This is a genomic window from Shouchella sp. JSM 1781072 (assembly GCF_041949915.1).
Lineage (GTDB): Bacteria > Bacillota > Bacilli > Bacillales > Bacillaceae_D > Shouchella.
This window is the reverse complement of record NZ_JBHFQE010000002.1, coordinates 686394-703877: the sequence shown is the minus strand read 5'-3', so window position 1 is coordinate 703877 and position 17484 is coordinate 686394. Positions and strand designations below refer to the sequence as shown.

Below are 17484 nucleotides of genomic sequence, written 5' to 3'. Positions count from 1 at the left end.
GCAGATCGTCTGTTTTGGGTGTACTTTAAGTATACAAAAAGAAAATTGCAAAAAATCCTGTTAAGCGAAGGCTTTTCATTTTTATTGAATTGTACGTTTTGACTTGTACGACAAATGAATTTTGGAAGGTGACTTGTTTAATGGCTTACATTGGGTTCGCTTAAGCGAGACATAAAACAAGAAAAGGATGTAAGCGGTATGTGCACCGATCTCTAAAAAGATGTTGGTGTTGTTCAGAGTTGGAAACTGTAAAATAGTTAATTTAATCAGAAAATTAACCATTGATAGAATTTTATTTTTGTTATACGATAGTAAGTAATTAAATGATTGTTTAATTATTTAATTATGGAGGATTGCGTATGAATGAGTTGTTTAAAGCTTTAGATGATGATACGAGAAGAAACATTATATCGGTACTTGGTGAACAAGGAAGGTTATCTGCAGGACAACTTGCTGAGCAATTAGGTTTAACGAAACCTAATATGTCTCACCACTTATCGTCACTCCACAGAGCTGGCTTAGTGCATCGCCAAAAAGAAGGGCAATTCGTTTACTATACTTTGAATACAACCGTTTTCCAAGATTTATTGGTTTGGGTGCATACACTTATAAACAAAAAAGGAGAGAAGTAAAATGAAGAATTATTGGGTAACTTTATCAATCTTTTTTCTTGCCATACTTGTTAGCCTTTTTACATGGCCTTACCTCGATCAAGAACTAGCAATTCAATGGCAAAATGGAGAAACCAGTGCAACCGTACCGCGGTGGTTAGGTGTTTTGACCATGCCTGCAGTCATGATTTTAGTTATTACCATTTTTGCAGTGTTTCTAAGGTTTGATCCGAATAGAGATGGCGTTTCTTGTGAAACAAGATCAACAATTATAACATTATTCATGGCTGTTTTTTTCGGTGGGCATATCTTGATTCTATTAAATGGATTAGGTGTAGAGATAAATGAGCAAATTTATGGAGGGTTGATTATTGGGTCATTGTGCATTGTACTTGGGAATATCATGCCGAAAGTACGGATGAATCATACGGTCGGTTTGAGAACGACGTGGACACTTAAGAACAAAACAGTCTGGGAATTATCAAATCGATTTACAGGTCGCTTGTTTTTCGCTGCGGGTCTTGTTATCTTACCCTTGGCTATTCCACTTAGTGAGTATTATGTGTTAATCGCTACAGGAATCTTATTATGTGTTGCGGTTATTGGGGTTCTTCATTCCTATATAAAATATCAGCAAATTGTCTCAAAATCTTAAAGGGTGTAGGAACTGATGTTTTGTCACATAGCCTCCTTTTTACTTGATTCATTTTTTGATCAGCGGGAATGAAAAAGAGTAAGTCGAAAGGAGTGTCAAGAATGCGCGCAATTGCGATTCAACAATATGGGGGAAAAGATCAATTAAAAGAGGTGGAAATGGATCGTCCAGTGCCAGATCAAGGTCAGGTGCTCGTGCGTTTGGAAGCGACGTCTATTAATCCGATTGATTGGAAGCTTCGAGAAGGGTATTTACAAGAAATGCTTGATTGGGATTTTCCAATTATTATAGGCTGGGATGCTGCAGGTGTGATTGAGGAAGTAGGAGAGAACGTAACGGACTGGCAAGTAGGAGATCGAGTGTTTGCCCGACCGGAGACAACACCTCGAGGAACCTATGCGGAATTTGCTTTAGTGGATACGCATCTACTGTCATCCATTCCAGATAACTTAACATCAGTAGAAGCTGCTGCAGTGCCTCTTGCTGGTTTAACGGCATGGCAAGCTTTATTTACGTTTGGTAAGTTAGAGAAAGGTGAAAAGGTGCTGATTCATGGCGGCGCTGGTGGTGTCGGCCACTTTGCGATTCAACTTGCTAAACATGCAGGGGCATATGTGTACACCACAGCAAGTGAGCGAAATCATGAACTCGTTAAACGACTTGGTGCAGATGAAGTGATTGATTATAAACAAACAAACTTCGAAGATCAGCTTGAAGAGATCGATGTCGTGTTTGATACGATCGGAGGGGACGTACAGTCGAGAAGTTACAGCGTGCTTAAACAAGGTACGGGACGCCTCGTTACGATTGTTGGTGTGCCAGATGAAGAAGAAGCAAAGTCTTATGATGTTCAAGCGCACGGGGTTTGGTTAGAGCCAGATGGCGAACAGTTGAAAAAGCTGGCTGCTTTAATAGAAGAAAGCCAGATTCGCGTTATTATTGATCAGTCGTTTCCGTTTAGCGAGCAAGGAATTAAAGACGCACACGCACAAAGTGAAACGGGGCATGCTTCAGGAAAAATCGTTATCACATTTGAATAGAAAAAGGAATGTCTTCTAAAAAATAGAAAGAGAATCTTTATGAGTGACTTTTCCACTCATAAAGATTCTTTTTTTGTCGCTACATAGAGAGGGATTCTCGTTAAATATGTGCGGCTCCGTCTACACTTAGTACAGCGCCACTAATAAAAGCTGCTTGATCGGACGCGAGGAACACATAAGCATTGGCTATATCTTCGGGCTGACCCAAACGCTTTAATGGGGATTGGTCCTTCATATGTGTTAAGATCTTGTCTGGCATTTTTGCGGTCATCTCGGTTTCGATAAATCCTGGTGCCACTGCGTTTACCCGAATGTTGTATTTACCAAGTTCCTTTGCCCATGTTTTCGTCATGGTAATGAGTCCGCCTTTAGAGGCTGCATAATTCGATTGACCAAAGTTTCCATATAGACCGACGATGGATGCGGCGTTTAGAATAACACCGGATTGTTGTTTTTTCATTTGTTCACTTGCCAATTGCCCAACAATAAAAGCACCTTTTAAATTTACATTTAATACGAGATCCCACTGCTCATCGGTCATCTTTCCTAATGTAGCGTCAGCGGTTACGCCAGCATTGTTAATCACAACGTCAAGCCGCCCGTGCTTATCGATAATGGCTTGTAGTTGTGTCTTAACATTCGTTCGGTCTGCTACATTCATGGTCATGACTTCAGACGTGTGTCCATTTAGCTCTTTTTGCAATTTACGTAAAGGCTCCATCTCTAAATCTGTTAAAATAACAATAGCTTCTTCCTCCAGAAACCGTTTGGCTGTTGCGGCACCGATGCCGCGGGCTGCACCAGTAATAAGCACAACTTTGTTTTTGACAGTCATTATCAATACCCCTTTTCATGTATGTTCACGTTTCATTATGCAAAAATGATGCCAATTATGTAAGCGTTATCTTGAAAGTGGTGAAAACATGGTGGAAAAGAAAAAAATTGAACAAGAAGAGTATAGTCCAGCATTTATCACGATGCTTGAGCGCATGTTTGATCGTATTCCCGTGCCGGTGATTTTATTGCAAAAAAACACGGAAATTGTGATGATCAATCAAAGTTTTGCGGATTTTTTAGGCTATCCCAAAATCGAGATTATCGGGAAACCTGTTCTTGAAGTTGATAAACTTAGCCGGTTCCCAGACGTATTGAAGTCGAGAACAGCTGAAATTGCTTGGAAGCATACATTTGAAAACGGTCGAACCGCAATTGTTCACCGTATTCCGGTGGTGGATGATGAAGAGGAGGTATTGTTTGGGTTTGGGTTACTTTTGTTTCAAGATATGGAGGAAATGATCCGTCTTGTTGAAGAAAACCGTAAATTAGAAGAAGCGTTAAAACACGCTAAGGCACAATTGAAAGAATACCAGGGTGCCCGCTATACATGGGGAAATGTAGCGGGAGCAGGTGAACCGATTCAAAATACCATTCATTTAGCTAAAAAAGCAGCGAAAACGAATTCAACTGTTCTGCTTTTAGGGGAAAGTGGAACAGGAAAAGAGTTGTTTGCTCACTCGATTCATAATGAAAGCAAACGCAGCCATTCGCCCTTTATTAAGGTGAATTGTGCGGCCATCCCTAGCGATTTATTGGAGTCAGAATTATTTGGATATGAAAGTGGATCGTTTTCTGGAGCAAACAGAAAAGGCAAAGCTGGAAAGTTTGAGCTTGCGCATAAAGGGACGATTTTTTTAGATGAGATAGGAGAAATGCCGCTAGCGATGCAAGTGAAATTACTACGCGTCTTGCAAGAGAAAGAAGTGGATCGTGTGGGCGGAACGAAATCGATTCCGCTAGATTTGCGTATTATCGCTGCAACGAATCAGCAATTATTTGAACTTGTGAAGCGTGGTGAGTTTCGAGAGGATTTGTACTACCGATTAAATGTGCTGCCAATTATCATCCCTCCTTTGAGAGAGCGGGGAGAGGAGGATTTGTCTCTTCTTTCTAATCATCTACTAACGGAAATTGCAAAACGCCTTGAGCGACCAAGGATTCAGCTATCCGAAGAGGCGTTGGCGTTGTTCGCTCGTTATAACTGGCCTGGTAACGTACGAGAGCTCGAAAATGTTTTGGAACGAGCGGCTATTTTATCTGAAGATGATCGAATTATGCCTGATGATTTACCGTCTCAATTAACGCAAACGTCCTCAAACACAACGGCTTCTTTAAAAGAACGGCTTTCATTGCAAGAGAAAGAATGGCTCATGGATTCGTTAGCTGAAGCAAACGGGAATAAACAACTAGCTGCCAAGAAATTAGGAATTAGTCGTACGACCTTGTATGAAAAATTAGCAAAGTTTCACATTGAAGTGTAAGGATTTTCGGACAATTGTTCGGATATCCTTACATTTTTTCTCGCGAAATAGGAAATTGTTGCGAGTATTTCATTGGCACAACTTTTGCAATAGGGTTAGTAAGGGAGGGAATGAAATGAATGATCGATTTATTGCATTGCTTTTTGGAACATCGGGGTTCATGTTAATCGCACTTTTATTTAATCTTGTTTGGTTGTATGCAGCTGCGTTTCCAATTGTCATGTTTTCATGGATGTGTTTAGGAGCGATTCGCAACGGTAAAATTGGAAGCGGTTACTTTTTCTCGCTCGTGTCAACTTTAGTTATTTGGCTTGGTGGATTTTTGTCCATGGTGTACTTAGATGACACGGTTGTGCCAACGATGTACTTACTCGGTTTTCCTATCCATACATTTATTATGGTGTATGTCGTTTGGTTGCTGCCTTTCTTTTCTGGATCTCTTTTGTACGGTGTATTCTTCGAAAAAGATAGCATGAGTCGTGCAGAGTGGGATCAATTTCTTTCAGCTTCCAATAAAGGAGGAAAAGCCTCGTGACGACGATCATAACGATTATTCTCCTCTATCTTGTTGCTATCTTTGCAATTGGTTTCTGGTCGATGCGGAAAACGAAAACATCGGCTGACTTTTTTATAGCTGGAAAAAGTCTTGGATTGTTTGTCTCTGCCATTGCCATCTTTGCCACGTCATTAAGTGGGTTCTTATTCATTGGCGGACCGGGCTTAACATACAGTGTGGGAATGGGTGCGCTGTGGTTTACGTTTCCAACAACGATTTCGTTTGCAATGGCTTACTATATTTTAGGGAAGCGAATGCGCTTAATTACAGAGGCAACAGGGGCCATGACGGTAGCAGATGCGGTTTATCATCGCTACAACAGTCGGGTAGCGAGCGGATTGACAGGTGTGGCTACTTTAGTTGGAGTCGTTGTATTTTTAGGTACGCAAGTTTTAGCGTTAGGAACGATTATCGCATTTATTTTTAATACTTCTGTCGCGTTAGGTGTCGTGGTCGGCATGTTCATCATTGTTGTTTATTCAACAGCTGGTGGAATAATGGCTGGCACGTACACAAGTGTTCTCCAAGGGGGAATTATGGCGGTTGCTTCAATCGTAATTTTTATTGTCGCCTTACAAGTGGGTGATGGGCTCGTAAATATCCAGTCCACGATTGCGGAAACGCCGTTTGCAGACATGGGGCAACTAATGCCTGAATTTATTGGTCCGTGGGGACTTGTGGCGCCAATACTCGCGATGAGCTGGTTTTTTGCACTCTCAATTGGGATTGTAGGGCAGCCTCATGTCATCTCACGCCTTTATATGATTCAAGATGTAACCAAATTAAAATGGGGTCCTGCACTAGCAGCGGTGCCAGCAGTGTTAGGCGGCTTACTCTTGATCGGTGTAGGCCTTGTCATGCGCTACCTTGTCGTGACTGGTGAAATTCCACCGCTTGCCAATCCTGATGACGCAGTTCTGGTGTTTGTAGCTGACTATACACCACCAATACTTGCAGGCCTTGTATTTGCAGGTGTTGCATCGGCTATTATGTCTACTTGCGACTCGTTTATTAATATTGCATCGGCTGCGGTCGTACGCGATTTACCATTTGCATTTAAACGAACGCTTTCTGACCGAAAGCAACTCGTATATGGACGTTACGCGGTTGTCGCGATTTCTATTATTACCGTGTTGGCTGTACTAAGTCTAGGCGATCAAGGAATTGCCCTCTTAGGTGCTGTAGGCTGGGGGACATTTGCCGCTGCTCTTGCGCCTGTGTTAGGTATTGGATTGAATTGGAAAAAGGCAACGAAGCAAGGTGCGATCGCTTCTATTCTTGTCGGACTTATTTTAAGTGTCAGTATTGAAGTTCTAGCCCGCTTAGGGATATACAGCTTGCCACATGGAATATATACGGGAGCCATTGCGATGATTATTTCCATCCTCGTCTTCATTGGGGTCTCGTATGTGACGAAAGCGGAGCCGTTATCAGAGGAAATAGAGAGAGTGATGGATGCATAAGGAGTGGTAAGAATGACAGTATCAGTTGGAATTGCTGGGCTCGGGTTATATATACCCGAGCATACCGTTGATGCAGCGTACATTTCCGAACAGACAAAAGGTGTCTGGACAGAAGAGGCGGTGCGAACGAAACTAGGGATTCATAAAAAAACGGTACCTGGAATCGACGACGGTACACAAGAAATGGGTGTAAAAGCAGCCGAAGATGCGTTGCGTGACGGAAAAATTGATGCAACGGAAATTGACTTGATTCTTTGTATTGGTGAAGAGTGGAAGGAGTATCCATTAACAACTTCAGCCATCTATATTCAAGAACAAATCGGAGCGAATCGCGCATGGGCAATCGACGTTCAGCAACGCTGCTGTTCGTGCATTTCCGCTATGAAGATGGCAAAAGCGATGATGAGCGGTGATGAAACGTTAAAGACCGTTTTAATTGCTGGAGGCTACCGCAATGGCGATCTTGTTGATTATGAAGACCCGACTTCTTCCATGCTGTATAACTTAAGCGCTGGTGGCGGGGCAATGATTTTAAAACGAAACCACCCATACAATGAAGTGCTTGGTTCCTATGTGATGACAGATGGGACGATGGCAAGAGACGCAGGTGTAGAAATTGGCGGAACGGTACATCCGATCGACGAACATAATTTCCATGAAGCACATCGAACCTTAAAGTTAATGCACCCAGAGCACATGAAAAATCGGCTTAATGATGTTTCAATGAAGAACTGGTTTCTTTGTATCGATAAAGCCTTGACACAGTCAGACCTTACAAGGGACTCCATCGATTACTTAGGGATTCTGCATATGAAGCCTTCCATGCATCGTTATATGCTTGAAGCGTTAGACCTATCTAGTGGACAAACGACGTATCTAAGTGACTATGGGCATATGGGGCAGATTGATCAAATTCTTTCTTTGAAGCTAGGATTACAAGAAGGGAAGATAAAACCGGAAAGCACTGTTGCGCTTGTTGCTGCAGGGATTGGCTATGCATGGGCGGCGTGTGCAATTCGTTGGGGGCCGAGAGAGGAGAAGGTGTAAGATGATTCAAGAACAAACGAGTGCTGTTCAAGGTGAGTATCAAAAAAAACGGTTATCAATATCGGAAGCAACAAAGCTAGTAAAAGACAGAGATCATATTGTTTCAGCTATGGCAGCTGCCGAGCCGATTGGGTTTCTATCACAATTGCATATGGCGGCAGAACATGCGAGAAACATAACCGTTTCAACCTGTTTACCGATGCTGAATTATGATTACTTTACAAATGAACAGTATTTTCCCCATTTTAAAATGGAAGGCTGGTTTTATACATCTGCCATTCGCAATATGCAAGGGGTTGGGCACGTATCTTACATCCCAAACCATCTCCACTTTGCTGGAACGAAGCGCTTGGCACATCGGTCGGTGCAAATTTTTGCTGGTAGCGCTTCAAGAATGGATAAAAACGGTTATCTATCATTATCGTTAAGCGCAACGTACGAGCGAGAGATGATGGCACAAGCAGATATCGTCCTTTTAGAAGTAAATGAGAACATGCCACGGACATTTGGCGACACGATCGTGCATATTCGAGATGTAGATTACATCGTCGAACACCATGCACAAATTCCGCAATTTCCTTCACCAGAACCGAATGAAAAAGACAAACTGATTGGTGCAGCAATTGCTACACATATTGAAGATGGTTCAACGCTTCAACTAGGAATTGGTGGGATTCCTAATGCAGTCGCCGCAAACTTAACGCACAAAAAGAATCTCGGTATTCACACAGAGATGTTGACTGATGGCATGGTTGACCTTGTAGAAGCGGGAGTCATTACTGGATGCAAAAAAACGCTACACCCGCATCGAATGGTTGCTACATTTGCTTTAGGGACAGACAAATTGTATCGCTTTCTAGATGATAATCCAGGTGTATTAATGTTAAATGGAAATTGGGTGAATGATCCAGCTGTTATCGGTCAAAACGAAAAAATGATTTCCATAAATACAACGCTTGAAATCGATTTAACAGGCCAATGCAGTTCTGAATCACTCGGTCACCGACAATATAGTGGAACCGGGGGGCAAACGGATACAGCAGTTGGCGCGCAACGAAGTCCAGGAGGCAAATCATTTATTGCGCTGTACTCAACGGCAATGGTTAAAAATCATGAGACAGGTCACAGAGAGCGAAAATCCAAAATTGTTCCTGCTTTAGCTGAAGGGTCAGCGGTCACGTTATCGAGAAATGATGTTGATTACGTAGTGACCGAATATGGCGCTGTTTCTTTAAGAGGTACGTCTCTAGATGAACGTGTAGAACGCCTCATTTCCATTGCCCATCCAGATTTTCGTGAAACACTTGCTCTAGAAGCAAAGAAAAGAGGGATTGTTCGCTAAACGAAAAGGTCTTCACACAAAAAAGAGAGTATGTAGGGATAAAAGGAATAGTATGCAACCCTTCCAATGTCGACACGTCTAAGTGTAATATTGGAGGGGTTTATTTTGTGTATATTGAAATATAATTTTAATAATATTAGCTTAAATATTGACATATAATTTCAGTAGATTGATAATAAACGTAAATAAATGATGAAGGGACGTGAAAAGCGTTGTTAGATAAATTACAAACCGAATCACGAAATAGACGTTCCATGAAGCTCGATCAAATGAGTCGTTATGACATTTTAAAATTGATGAATGAAGAAGATGCGACTGTTCCTAATGCCATTGAACGTGAGCTTGATCAGATTGAAGCAGCTACAACCCTTGTCATTGATTCTCTTTCTTCTGGTGGTCGACTCATCTATGCAGGAGCAGGAACATCAGGTCGATTAGGTGTGCTAGATGCAGTTGAATGCACGCCGACATTTGATATGCCGGCTGAACGGGTTCAAGGTCTCATTGCTGGAGGTGAGGGAGCTTTTTTGAAAGCGGTTGAAGGCGCAGAAGATCAAAAATCGATAGGTGCAGAAGACTGTCGGCGACTGAACGTCAATCAATATGATACAGTTGTTGCCCTTGCAGCTAGTGGTCGAACCCCTTATGCGATTGGGGTGTTGGAAGAAGCGAATCGCCTTGGCGCCAAGACGGTTGCAATTAGTTGTAACAAAAATGCTGAAATGAGTACGTATGCGAGCGTGGCAATTGAAGTTGAAACTGGTCCGGAAGTGTTGACAGGCTCAACGAGATTAAAAGCTGGAACTGCACAAAAGCTTGTTTTGAACATGATTTCAACAGTTTCAATGATCGGAATCGGCAAAGTGTATGAAAATTTAATGGTGGATGTTCAGCCAACGAACGCAAAACTCGTGGAACGTTCAAAGCGGATTGTTGTAGAAGCAACGGGCGTTTCAATCGAGGATGCAGCCACGGCGCTTCAAAAAGCAGATGGACACGTAAAAACAGCCATTGTGATGCTGTTATTACAGTGTGAAGCTGACGAGGCAAAAGAAAAATTACAGAAAACAGGTGGGTTTATTCGAAAAGCAGTGAACTAATGAAAAGAAGGTGAATAGCATGAATAAAGACCAACAAATGGCTTCGGACATTTTAAAGCATGTTGGTGGAAAAGAAAATGTTGAAAACCTAACTAATTGCATGACGCGTGTTCGGATCAAAGCGAAAGATGACGATGCAGTAGACAAAGAAGCGTTAAAAAAGATTGATGGCGTAATGGGAGTCGTGGAAGACGATACGTGGCAAATTGTCGTCGGGCCAGGCACAGTTAATGTGGTAACAGCGGAAATAAAAAAGCTTGTAGGTGAATCTGAAGAACTTTCGTTTGAAGAGAAAAATGAGCGGGATCTGGCTGCTCGAAAAGAGCGGAATAAAACGCCAGTTAAGCAATTTTTAAGACGATTAGGGAATATTTTTATTCCGCTTATTCCAGGGCTCGTCGCTTCCGGGATTATAAACGGTGTGGCGCAGTTTTTAATTAATTACGGCTACAATACAGCGGACCATACTTGGCTTTTATTAATGACGATACTCGGCGGCGGCTTGTTTACGTACTTAGCGATTCTAGTAGGGTGGAACACAGCAAAAGAATTTGGCGGGACACCAGTATTGGGTGCGATTGCCGGTATGTTTATTTTCAACCCAGCACTAGAACAAGTGACAATCTTTGGCGAACAGCTACAGCCAGGTCGCGGTGGACTGTTTGGTGTGATTTTTGCTGCGTGGCTGATGGTTTTCTTTGAGCGTAACATTCGAAAAATTATGCCAAGGTCGATCGATATTATTTTCACATCTCTTTTTACAGTCATTATTGTGGGAGCGCTTTCGATCTATGCGGTTATGCCTGTAGCAGGTGTACTGGCAGAAGGAATCACGTCCGGAATAAATTCGGTGCTATCGTTTGGTGGTCCTCTTGCTGGAGCTGTGATGGCTGGATTTTTCTTACCGCTTGTTATGGTAGGGCTTCATCATGGCTTAACGCCAATTCATTTAGAGTTAATTAATACATTCGAATTTACAACACTATTACCTATTTTGGCAATGGCAGGTGCGGGGCAAGTTGGTGCAGCAATTGCAATTTTTGTTAAAACACGTAATGAACGTTTGCGGAACATCATCAAGGGGGGTCTTCCTGTTGGCTTCCTGGGAATTGGAGAACCACTTTTATATGGCGTGACCTTGCCACTTGGACGTCCGTTTATTACAGCGAGTATGGGAGCGGCAGTTGGTGGAGCCATACAAGCATCTTTCGGGACAGGAGCACTTGGAATTGGCGTATCAGGTTTATCATTAACGCCTCTGATTGCACAAGGGAACTATCTACAGTATTTAATTGGAATTGCTGTCGCTTATTTCTTAGGATTCTTATTTACGTATCTATTTGGCTTCAAAGAAGAGATGGCAAAAGGAATTTAGGAGTGGTCGAGAATGAAGCTCGGTACATCGGTTTATCTTCATGTACCAATTGAAGAACAAATCCCTTATTTAGAAAAACTATATGAGTACGGATTCCGCACACTCTTTACCTCCCTTCACATACCAGAAGACGATGTTAGCCTATATGCAGATCGTCTAAAACAACTGGGGGCGTTCTCGAAGCAAAAAGGGATTAAGCTTGTGTGTGATGTCTCGCCTCAATCGATGGATCACTTGAACCTTTCATGGTCCGAAGCAGGAACATTAACAAATTGGGGCGTAACGGGACTTAGAATTGATTACGGAATTGATGCGGAAACAGTTGCGCATCTCGCTATGTCATTTGACGTTGTCTTAAATGCAAGTACCATTAAACCATTGGATCTAAAAACGTTTGAAGACGTAGGGGTACCCCTTAAACATGTGGAAGCATGGCATAATTTTTATCCACGACCTGAGACAGGATTAGGCAGAGAAGTGCTTAAAGAAATGACTGAAATACTTAGGCAAGCAGGAGTCACATCAATGGCGTTTATTCCTGGTGATAAAAAACGTGGTCCTCTTTACGAAGGGTTGCCAACGCTTGAAGAACATCGGAGCTGGAGCCCATTTGCTGCGTGGCTGGATTTTTATCAACAAAAAACCGTCGAAACCGTTCTTGTCGGTGATCCGGAGTTAGGTGAACAGAGTTTACGGCAGTTTCAGCTGTTCTTTGAAAAAAGGGTCATTCTACTCCGGGCAAAAGCATTTCAGCCTTCTCCACCAGAAATTGTTGAACACGGGAATCGGCCTGATGAGGCTAGGGATGTTATTCGGTCTGTTCAATCAAGAGGAATGGCAAAGAAGAACCAAATGTACATTGAGCCGTCTCATACGGTGGCTCGTCCAATTGGAAGTGTCACGATTGATAATGAGCGCTATGGTCGTTATCAAGGCGAGATTCAATTAACGAAACAAAATTTGAGCGCCGATCATCGAGTAAACGTGTTGGGAAGAATCATAGCGGAAGACCGTCCCCTTCTTCAACAAATAAAAGGGAATCAATTGTTTACAATTGAATGGGTAGAGATGAAGATTGAACCAGGCATCACTTGAGTGTGACTGGTTCTTTTTTGTGATTTTGCAACCTTCCAGCGCTTCATCTTGTATGTTACATTAAGAGAAAAAAGGGGGGACGAATAATGAATAGTTTTAAGCATACGATGATTGCTTTAGTTGCAATGTGTATGGTGCTTCTGTTTTCCGCTTCAAGCTTTAGCAGACGCCACAGTTGTTAATTAAGCTATTTTTTTCATTAGCTTAAATCTAGATAGCTGCAAACGACACATATTTTATTTATTACATAAGCACAGTGGATGAGGTATAAGGACAATTGATAGTAAGCGCAGCATTTGATGCCATTGATCGTTTAGGTCCATAAGGCTATCATTTTTCATTTTTATTGATGCAAGAAAAGATGAAGTTTACTTAAATTATATGCCTAGCGAGGAAGCAGAAGAGTTAGTTAAAATGAACGAGATACGAGAGCATAAAATTAATTAATTTTTTAAAGGAATGAATTTCATAAGTCCTAACCCTTGTCTCCCAAGGTTTTCAAACAACGAAAAAAGGAGTACCTCCCCAAATCGTCGAATGAGTTAAGTACGATCAAAACTCTCAGACTGGAGGAAGACTCCCTATGGCTATTATACGACAAGAAAGTCTATTTGACCTGCACGATTTATATGAGTTAGAACCCACCCATCGATTTGATGATGTTTTTTCGGCAATCGACATCAGTCCCATCCTATTTATGGTGTCCAAAAAGCTTATTACGGAGCGCCTGTGCGTCTGAATTATGCGGCCATGATTCACGCCTTATTGATTCGTATTCTTGAACGAATTCCAACCATAAAAGATTTGGTCCATCGCTTACGAAATGACCTTAAGTTTCATCTGGACTGTGGCTTTTTGGTGTCAGATTCGGTTCCTTCAGAAGCTTCTTTTTCTCGCATGGTAACGAAAATCCAACAAACCGATGTGCTTGACTCCATCCAAACGGATATCCTTGTTCAAGCATTTACGGAAGGGTTTCTCACAGACGACACGGTGGCAATCGATGAGACCCATATTGAAGCGCGCGATCGGGCGCCATCCAAGCAGGAGAAGGCAAAAAAACAACCAAAAAGACGAGGGCGTAAACCCAAAGCTGAAAGAAGCTTGGCTTCAAGCACAAGCAGAAAAAGAAGCCGCTTAGCCAATCTATGAAAAAACGATTGAAGCCCAGCTCGATGAACCTTTTGAAAGGTTACGGAAGGAAATGCCTGTTGATCCAAAGTGGGCAATTAAGAAAAACAGTGAAGGAAAGAATGTTTTTTGGTTTGGTTATAAAAGCCATCTTGCGGTTGGTACAACGAGTCAATACATCATTCAATCCCTTTTCTCTTCTGGTAATCTAAATGATGGGAAAGCTGCCATTCCCTTATTAAAAGGGATCGCCAAACGCCTGCCATTCATGACAATCACGTATTACACGATGGACGCGGGTTATGACGCACCAGCCATATACGAGCAGGTACATCGGCAAAATGCACGATTAGTGGTGGCCTATAATCGACGAAATGAACCAGAACGAATCGGTTTCGATTCGCATTTCGCTCCGACGTGTGTTCGTGAACATTCGTACCGATACGATAGTTATGATCCTAGCTATGAAACCATTAAATATAGACGACCACGAGAATCCACAACCTGCCCGCTGAATCAGGATTCTCTTTGCCAAAAAGTCTATAAAATCAAAGTGACGAACGACTTGCGCAAATACAGTGCGCCGGCACGAGGGTCAAACGCCTGGAAAATCATTTATAAACGTCGAACCGCTGTGGAACGCGTCATCGCTTACCTGAAAGAATTCTTTCAATTGAACAACATCCGCTATCGAACAGGAAAACGAGCCAAGCTTCATGTCGATTTTGCACAAATCATCTACAACGGGGCCAAACTTGCATGTGACCGTCTAAATGCGCGTCTTTTTAAGCACGTGGCTTAACGTTTTTTAATCGCCGTTTTTTACAAGGGGATTCTCTACCCCTTTTTAGAAGGAAGACTTATGAAATTGATTCAGATATAAAATAAAAAAAATTAAAACTACCGTAATTTACAGAATAATGTTATTATGATTAAGTTCTTTATATAAAAGGAGGAACTACATATGAAAAAAGTAATATTTCTAAGTTTTTGTTCAGTTGTTGGAGCAAGTTTATTTTTAGCTAGTGGAGATGCAAAAGCGCATCATGATGGTAGTGATCAGGAACAGATAATGTCCGCCGAATTTAATTATGATACTGGCGAATACATCTTTTCTTATGAAGGAGAAAACCCTATTATTGGAGATGGAATTGGTTTACAATCCCACAATCCTAACGCTGGTGGTGGCACGTGGTACCATGGATTTAACGGTATTAAGGATCATTTTTCTAGATATGATCACAAAAGTTGGATTCACCGCGCTTCCACAAGTAATTCTCGACACACGGATAGAGGACCATGGTTAGGTAAAAATGGCGGTTTTTCAAATTCAAAAATCGCTCAATCTGCTACAGGAAATAAAGCTTATTGGGATATTTCAGTAGACGGTAATATACCTCGTTAAACTAATAAATGATCTAAAATCAAAGTGAACGCTTAGAAGTTAAGCGTTCACTTTGATATGAAGGGGAATATAGTATTGAAAAGAATTAATATTGTTTATTTATTGCTATTCATGTTAACAGTTTTTTTTTCGTTCGATTTTGCTACTAAATTACTAGCAACAAATTTTCTTTATGAAGATAAACAAGAATTCATCCTTAGTCTATATTCAGAAGTAGAGGATAATAGAGAGGATTTAGTAGATATATTAATAGATTTTTCAATAAATGAGAATGTCGATATATCTCAGTATACATATCTTAATGATAATACAATGCATATATATTCTACTAACATAGAGGTGAACTCTTCAGTAGAATTATTAAATGGTTCGTTTCCGTATGATTCAAACTATATTTCAAATGAAATTAGCCACAATAAAGAAGCGCAAGTAGGAAATATTTTATTTCCTTTTACTGCAGACTATTTAAGATTTTATAACTTCGATGAGGTTCAAAACGTTGGCCTTTCAAATCAATTCTATATTTCAAACGGCTCACAAGAAATTAAACAAAAATTATCAAAAACTCTCAATGAGTTTGGACAAGTTGAAATTAATGACATAGAAATAAATAAAGCTTATTTTATTAATTACACTCTCATTTTGTTGGTCATCTTTTCTTTTCTAGTCTTTTCAATCGTTCAATTTTCTTTTATTATTTCAACCAAAAAACATATGTACCTTTTCAAAATTTGGGGATATTCACCTTTAAAGTCACATTTAATCCTTTTTAAACCATTCTATAAATTACAGTTATCGTTACTGTTAGTATCTTCTGTAACTGTTATTGTTGTGCTTTTACTAACTCAACAATTAGCTTTTCTATCTTATTATTTGTTGTTTCTATTTATTGTTTGGTTTACTTTAGTAATATTACCAACCCCGCTTTCAATTTTTGGTTTAACACTAATATATAGGAATCAGGATGACAATATCAATATAAAAGAGACGATTCCTTTTAAGAACTATAATGCCGCATCGTTAATATTAAAAACTTTTGCAACTACAGCATTTTTATTTCTTTTTACTGTAACTGTTATGAAAACTCATGAAATACAAGAAGCTGTTACAGACGATCAATATTGGGATAAAACTGAAGATATATATCGTATAACTGCGCAATTACCAGTGGGGGGATCATTAGCGTCAGAAAGTAAGTTAAACGATAAATTACTTGATTTATATAATGAGCTGAATAAAGAGATGGAAGCGTTTCTTATCTATGCGAACAATTTTCAAGATGTCTCAGACAATAGCGATAAAAATTATTTATATGAATTAAATCATGAACAAGGTAGACCAAATGTGTTACCAAGCGGTCGATCCATTATTATTGACGAGAACTATTTAAAAGTAAACCCAATATTTGCAGTTAATGAAATTCCTATAAATGATCAAATAAATCGTGAAGATACCACATTAAACGTTCTCGTTCCTGAAAAATACCAAGAAATAGAAGATATAATCGAACAAGCGTATTTAGAAGAATTTTATTTTAGTAGTGTTGAAGTAGATAATATATATAATGAATCACTTGGTGTGGTCTTAAATGATACTGCTATCGAGGATTTAGCTATAAACATAATATATGTAAAAGATAATCAAAGCTATTTTACATATAATAGTCAAATCAGTGACTATGAAAATAGACACTTTATAAATGATCCAGTTTCAATTTTACTAGATGGTGAATATAATTCTTCTGCTATCGCTGCATTTATGACTACAAGCGTGTTTTATCATAATGATTCTCAAGGTGAGGCATTTAACAAAATGGAGCCTTTTTTAAAAGAAACAAATACGAAACCCTTTATCAATGAAGTTAGATCAGTTTACCAAGAGAGAAGCGAAGAAATTATTCAAATGCAAAGAGATCTAACAAATTTAATGATCGGTTTAATGATGGTAATCATTTCTATTTTGATTTTTTTGTTTATATTTACTTGGACATATTTCCAGCAAAACTCTTATAAGATTACAATATATTATCTTTTTGGTTTTTCTTATTGGGATAGGCATAAATTTATTTTAGGAAGCATGATCTTTGCAAATATACTGGCAGCAGTTTTAATATTTGTTATTTATTCCTCACAATATTTTATTTTCATTTATGCCGCTGTTTTAATACTATTAGAGTTAATTATTCTAAATTTCTTATTTTCAAGGTTAACTCGCAAACAAGTTCTAAAAACAATAAAGAACGATTTAAATTAAACTACAAGGAGTTAAAGATATGCTTTCAGCTTTAGTAAAGTCAATATTAATAATGATAATCTTTTGTTTTTCATTGATTGTCCATAGGTTACT

General features: G+C 40.0%; 14 protein-coding genes and 1 pseudogene. 14 read left to right on the top strand and 1 reads right to left on the bottom strand.

All coding sequences use genetic code 11. The annotated features are described in order from the left end of the window. The first annotated feature begins 359 nt into the window (after positions 1-359). The 3 genes from ACE1TH_RS13140 to ACE1TH_RS13130 all read left to right on the top strand — a co-directional run bounded on the left by ACE1TH_RS13140 (position 360) and on the right by ACE1TH_RS13130 (position 2306). Positions 360-632 carry an autorepressor SdpR family transcription factor gene (locus tag ACE1TH_RS13140; RefSeq protein WP_255224425.1) on the top strand — a complete coding sequence of 91 codons (273 nt, stop codon included), beginning with the start codon at positions 360-362 and terminating at the stop codon, positions 630-632. A 1-nt stretch (position 633) separates the two neighbouring features. Next, the gene (locus ACE1TH_RS13135; protein WP_255224426.1) at positions 634-1266 is read left to right on the top strand and encodes an SdpI family protein; all 633 of its coding nucleotides are present in this window, start codon (positions 634-636) and stop codon (positions 1264-1266) included. A gap of 101 nt (positions 1267-1367) precedes the next feature. Then, the gene (locus ACE1TH_RS13130; protein WP_255224427.1) at positions 1368-2306 is read left to right on the top strand and encodes an NADP-dependent oxidoreductase; all 939 of its coding nucleotides are present in this window, start codon (positions 1368-1370) and stop codon (positions 2304-2306) included. 100 nt (positions 2307-2406) lie between these two features. Here the strand turns inward: ACE1TH_RS13130 and fabG are convergent, their stop codons facing one another. Next, on the bottom strand, positions 2407-3141 hold the full coding sequence (gene fabG, locus ACE1TH_RS13125; protein ID WP_255224428.1) for a 3-oxoacyl-ACP reductase FabG: 735 nt from the start codon (positions 3139-3141) through the stop codon (positions 2407-2409). An 88-nt stretch (positions 3142-3229) separates the two neighbouring features. Between fabG and ACE1TH_RS13120 the strand changes: the two genes are divergently transcribed. The 11 genes and pseudogenes from ACE1TH_RS13120 (at position 3230) to ACE1TH_RS13070 (ending at position 17391) form a co-directional block, all read left to right on the top strand. Further along, positions 3230-4624 (top strand): sigma-54 interaction domain-containing protein, encoded by a 1395-nt coding sequence (locus ACE1TH_RS13120; protein ID WP_255224429.1) that lies wholly within the window; start codon positions 3230-3232, stop codon positions 4622-4624. Positions 4625-4739: 115 nt separating this feature from the next. Beyond that, positions 4740-5159, top strand: coding sequence for a hypothetical protein (locus ACE1TH_RS13115; RefSeq protein ID WP_255224430.1), 420 nt, complete (start codon positions 4740-4742; stop codon positions 5157-5159). Next, positions 5156-6643, top strand: coding sequence for a sodium:solute symporter family transporter (locus tag ACE1TH_RS13110; protein WP_099303250.1), 1488 nt, complete (start codon positions 5156-5158; stop codon positions 6641-6643). The genes ACE1TH_RS13115 and ACE1TH_RS13110 overlap by 4 nt, the downstream gene beginning before the upstream one ends. Before the next feature lie 12 nt (positions 6644-6655). Beyond that, complete coding sequence (locus ACE1TH_RS13105; RefSeq protein WP_255224431.1) at positions 6656-7690, top strand: 3-oxoacyl-ACP synthase; 1035 nt, start codon at positions 6656-6658, stop codon at positions 7688-7690. 1 nt (position 7691) lies between these two features. Continuing rightward, positions 7692-9032 (top strand): acetyl-CoA hydrolase/transferase family protein, encoded by a 1341-nt coding sequence (locus ACE1TH_RS13100; RefSeq protein ID WP_375079207.1) that lies wholly within the window; start codon positions 7692-7694, stop codon positions 9030-9032. A 212-nt stretch (positions 9033-9244) separates the two neighbouring features. Beyond that, complete coding sequence (gene murQ, locus ACE1TH_RS13095; protein ID WP_255224433.1) at positions 9245-10132, top strand: N-acetylmuramic acid 6-phosphate etherase; 888 nt, start codon at positions 9245-9247, stop codon at positions 10130-10132. 19 nt (positions 10133-10151) lie between these two features. Further along, positions 10152-11507, top strand: a complete 1356-nt coding sequence (locus ACE1TH_RS13090; protein WP_255224434.1) for a PTS transporter subunit EIIC — start codon at positions 10152-10154, stop codon at positions 11505-11507. Between the two features lie 12 nt (positions 11508-11519). Continuing rightward, positions 11520-12602 (top strand): DUF871 domain-containing protein, encoded by a 1083-nt coding sequence (locus ACE1TH_RS13085; protein WP_255224435.1) that lies wholly within the window; start codon positions 11520-11522, stop codon positions 12600-12602. A 583-nt stretch (positions 12603-13185) separates the two neighbouring features. Next, positions 13186-14535 (top strand): annotated as a pseudogene (locus tag ACE1TH_RS13080) (transposase). A gap of 162 nt (positions 14536-14697) precedes the next feature. Continuing rightward, on the top strand, positions 14698-15138 hold the full coding sequence (locus ACE1TH_RS13075) for a lactococcin 972 family bacteriocin (protein WP_255224436.1): 441 nt from the start codon (positions 14698-14700) through the stop codon (positions 15136-15138). A 111-nt stretch (positions 15139-15249) separates the two neighbouring features. Continuing rightward, positions 15250-17391, top strand: a complete 2142-nt coding sequence (locus tag ACE1TH_RS13070) for a DUF1430 domain-containing protein (protein ID WP_375079206.1) — start codon at positions 15250-15252, stop codon at positions 17389-17391. Positions 17392-17484: the final 93 nt, after the last annotated feature.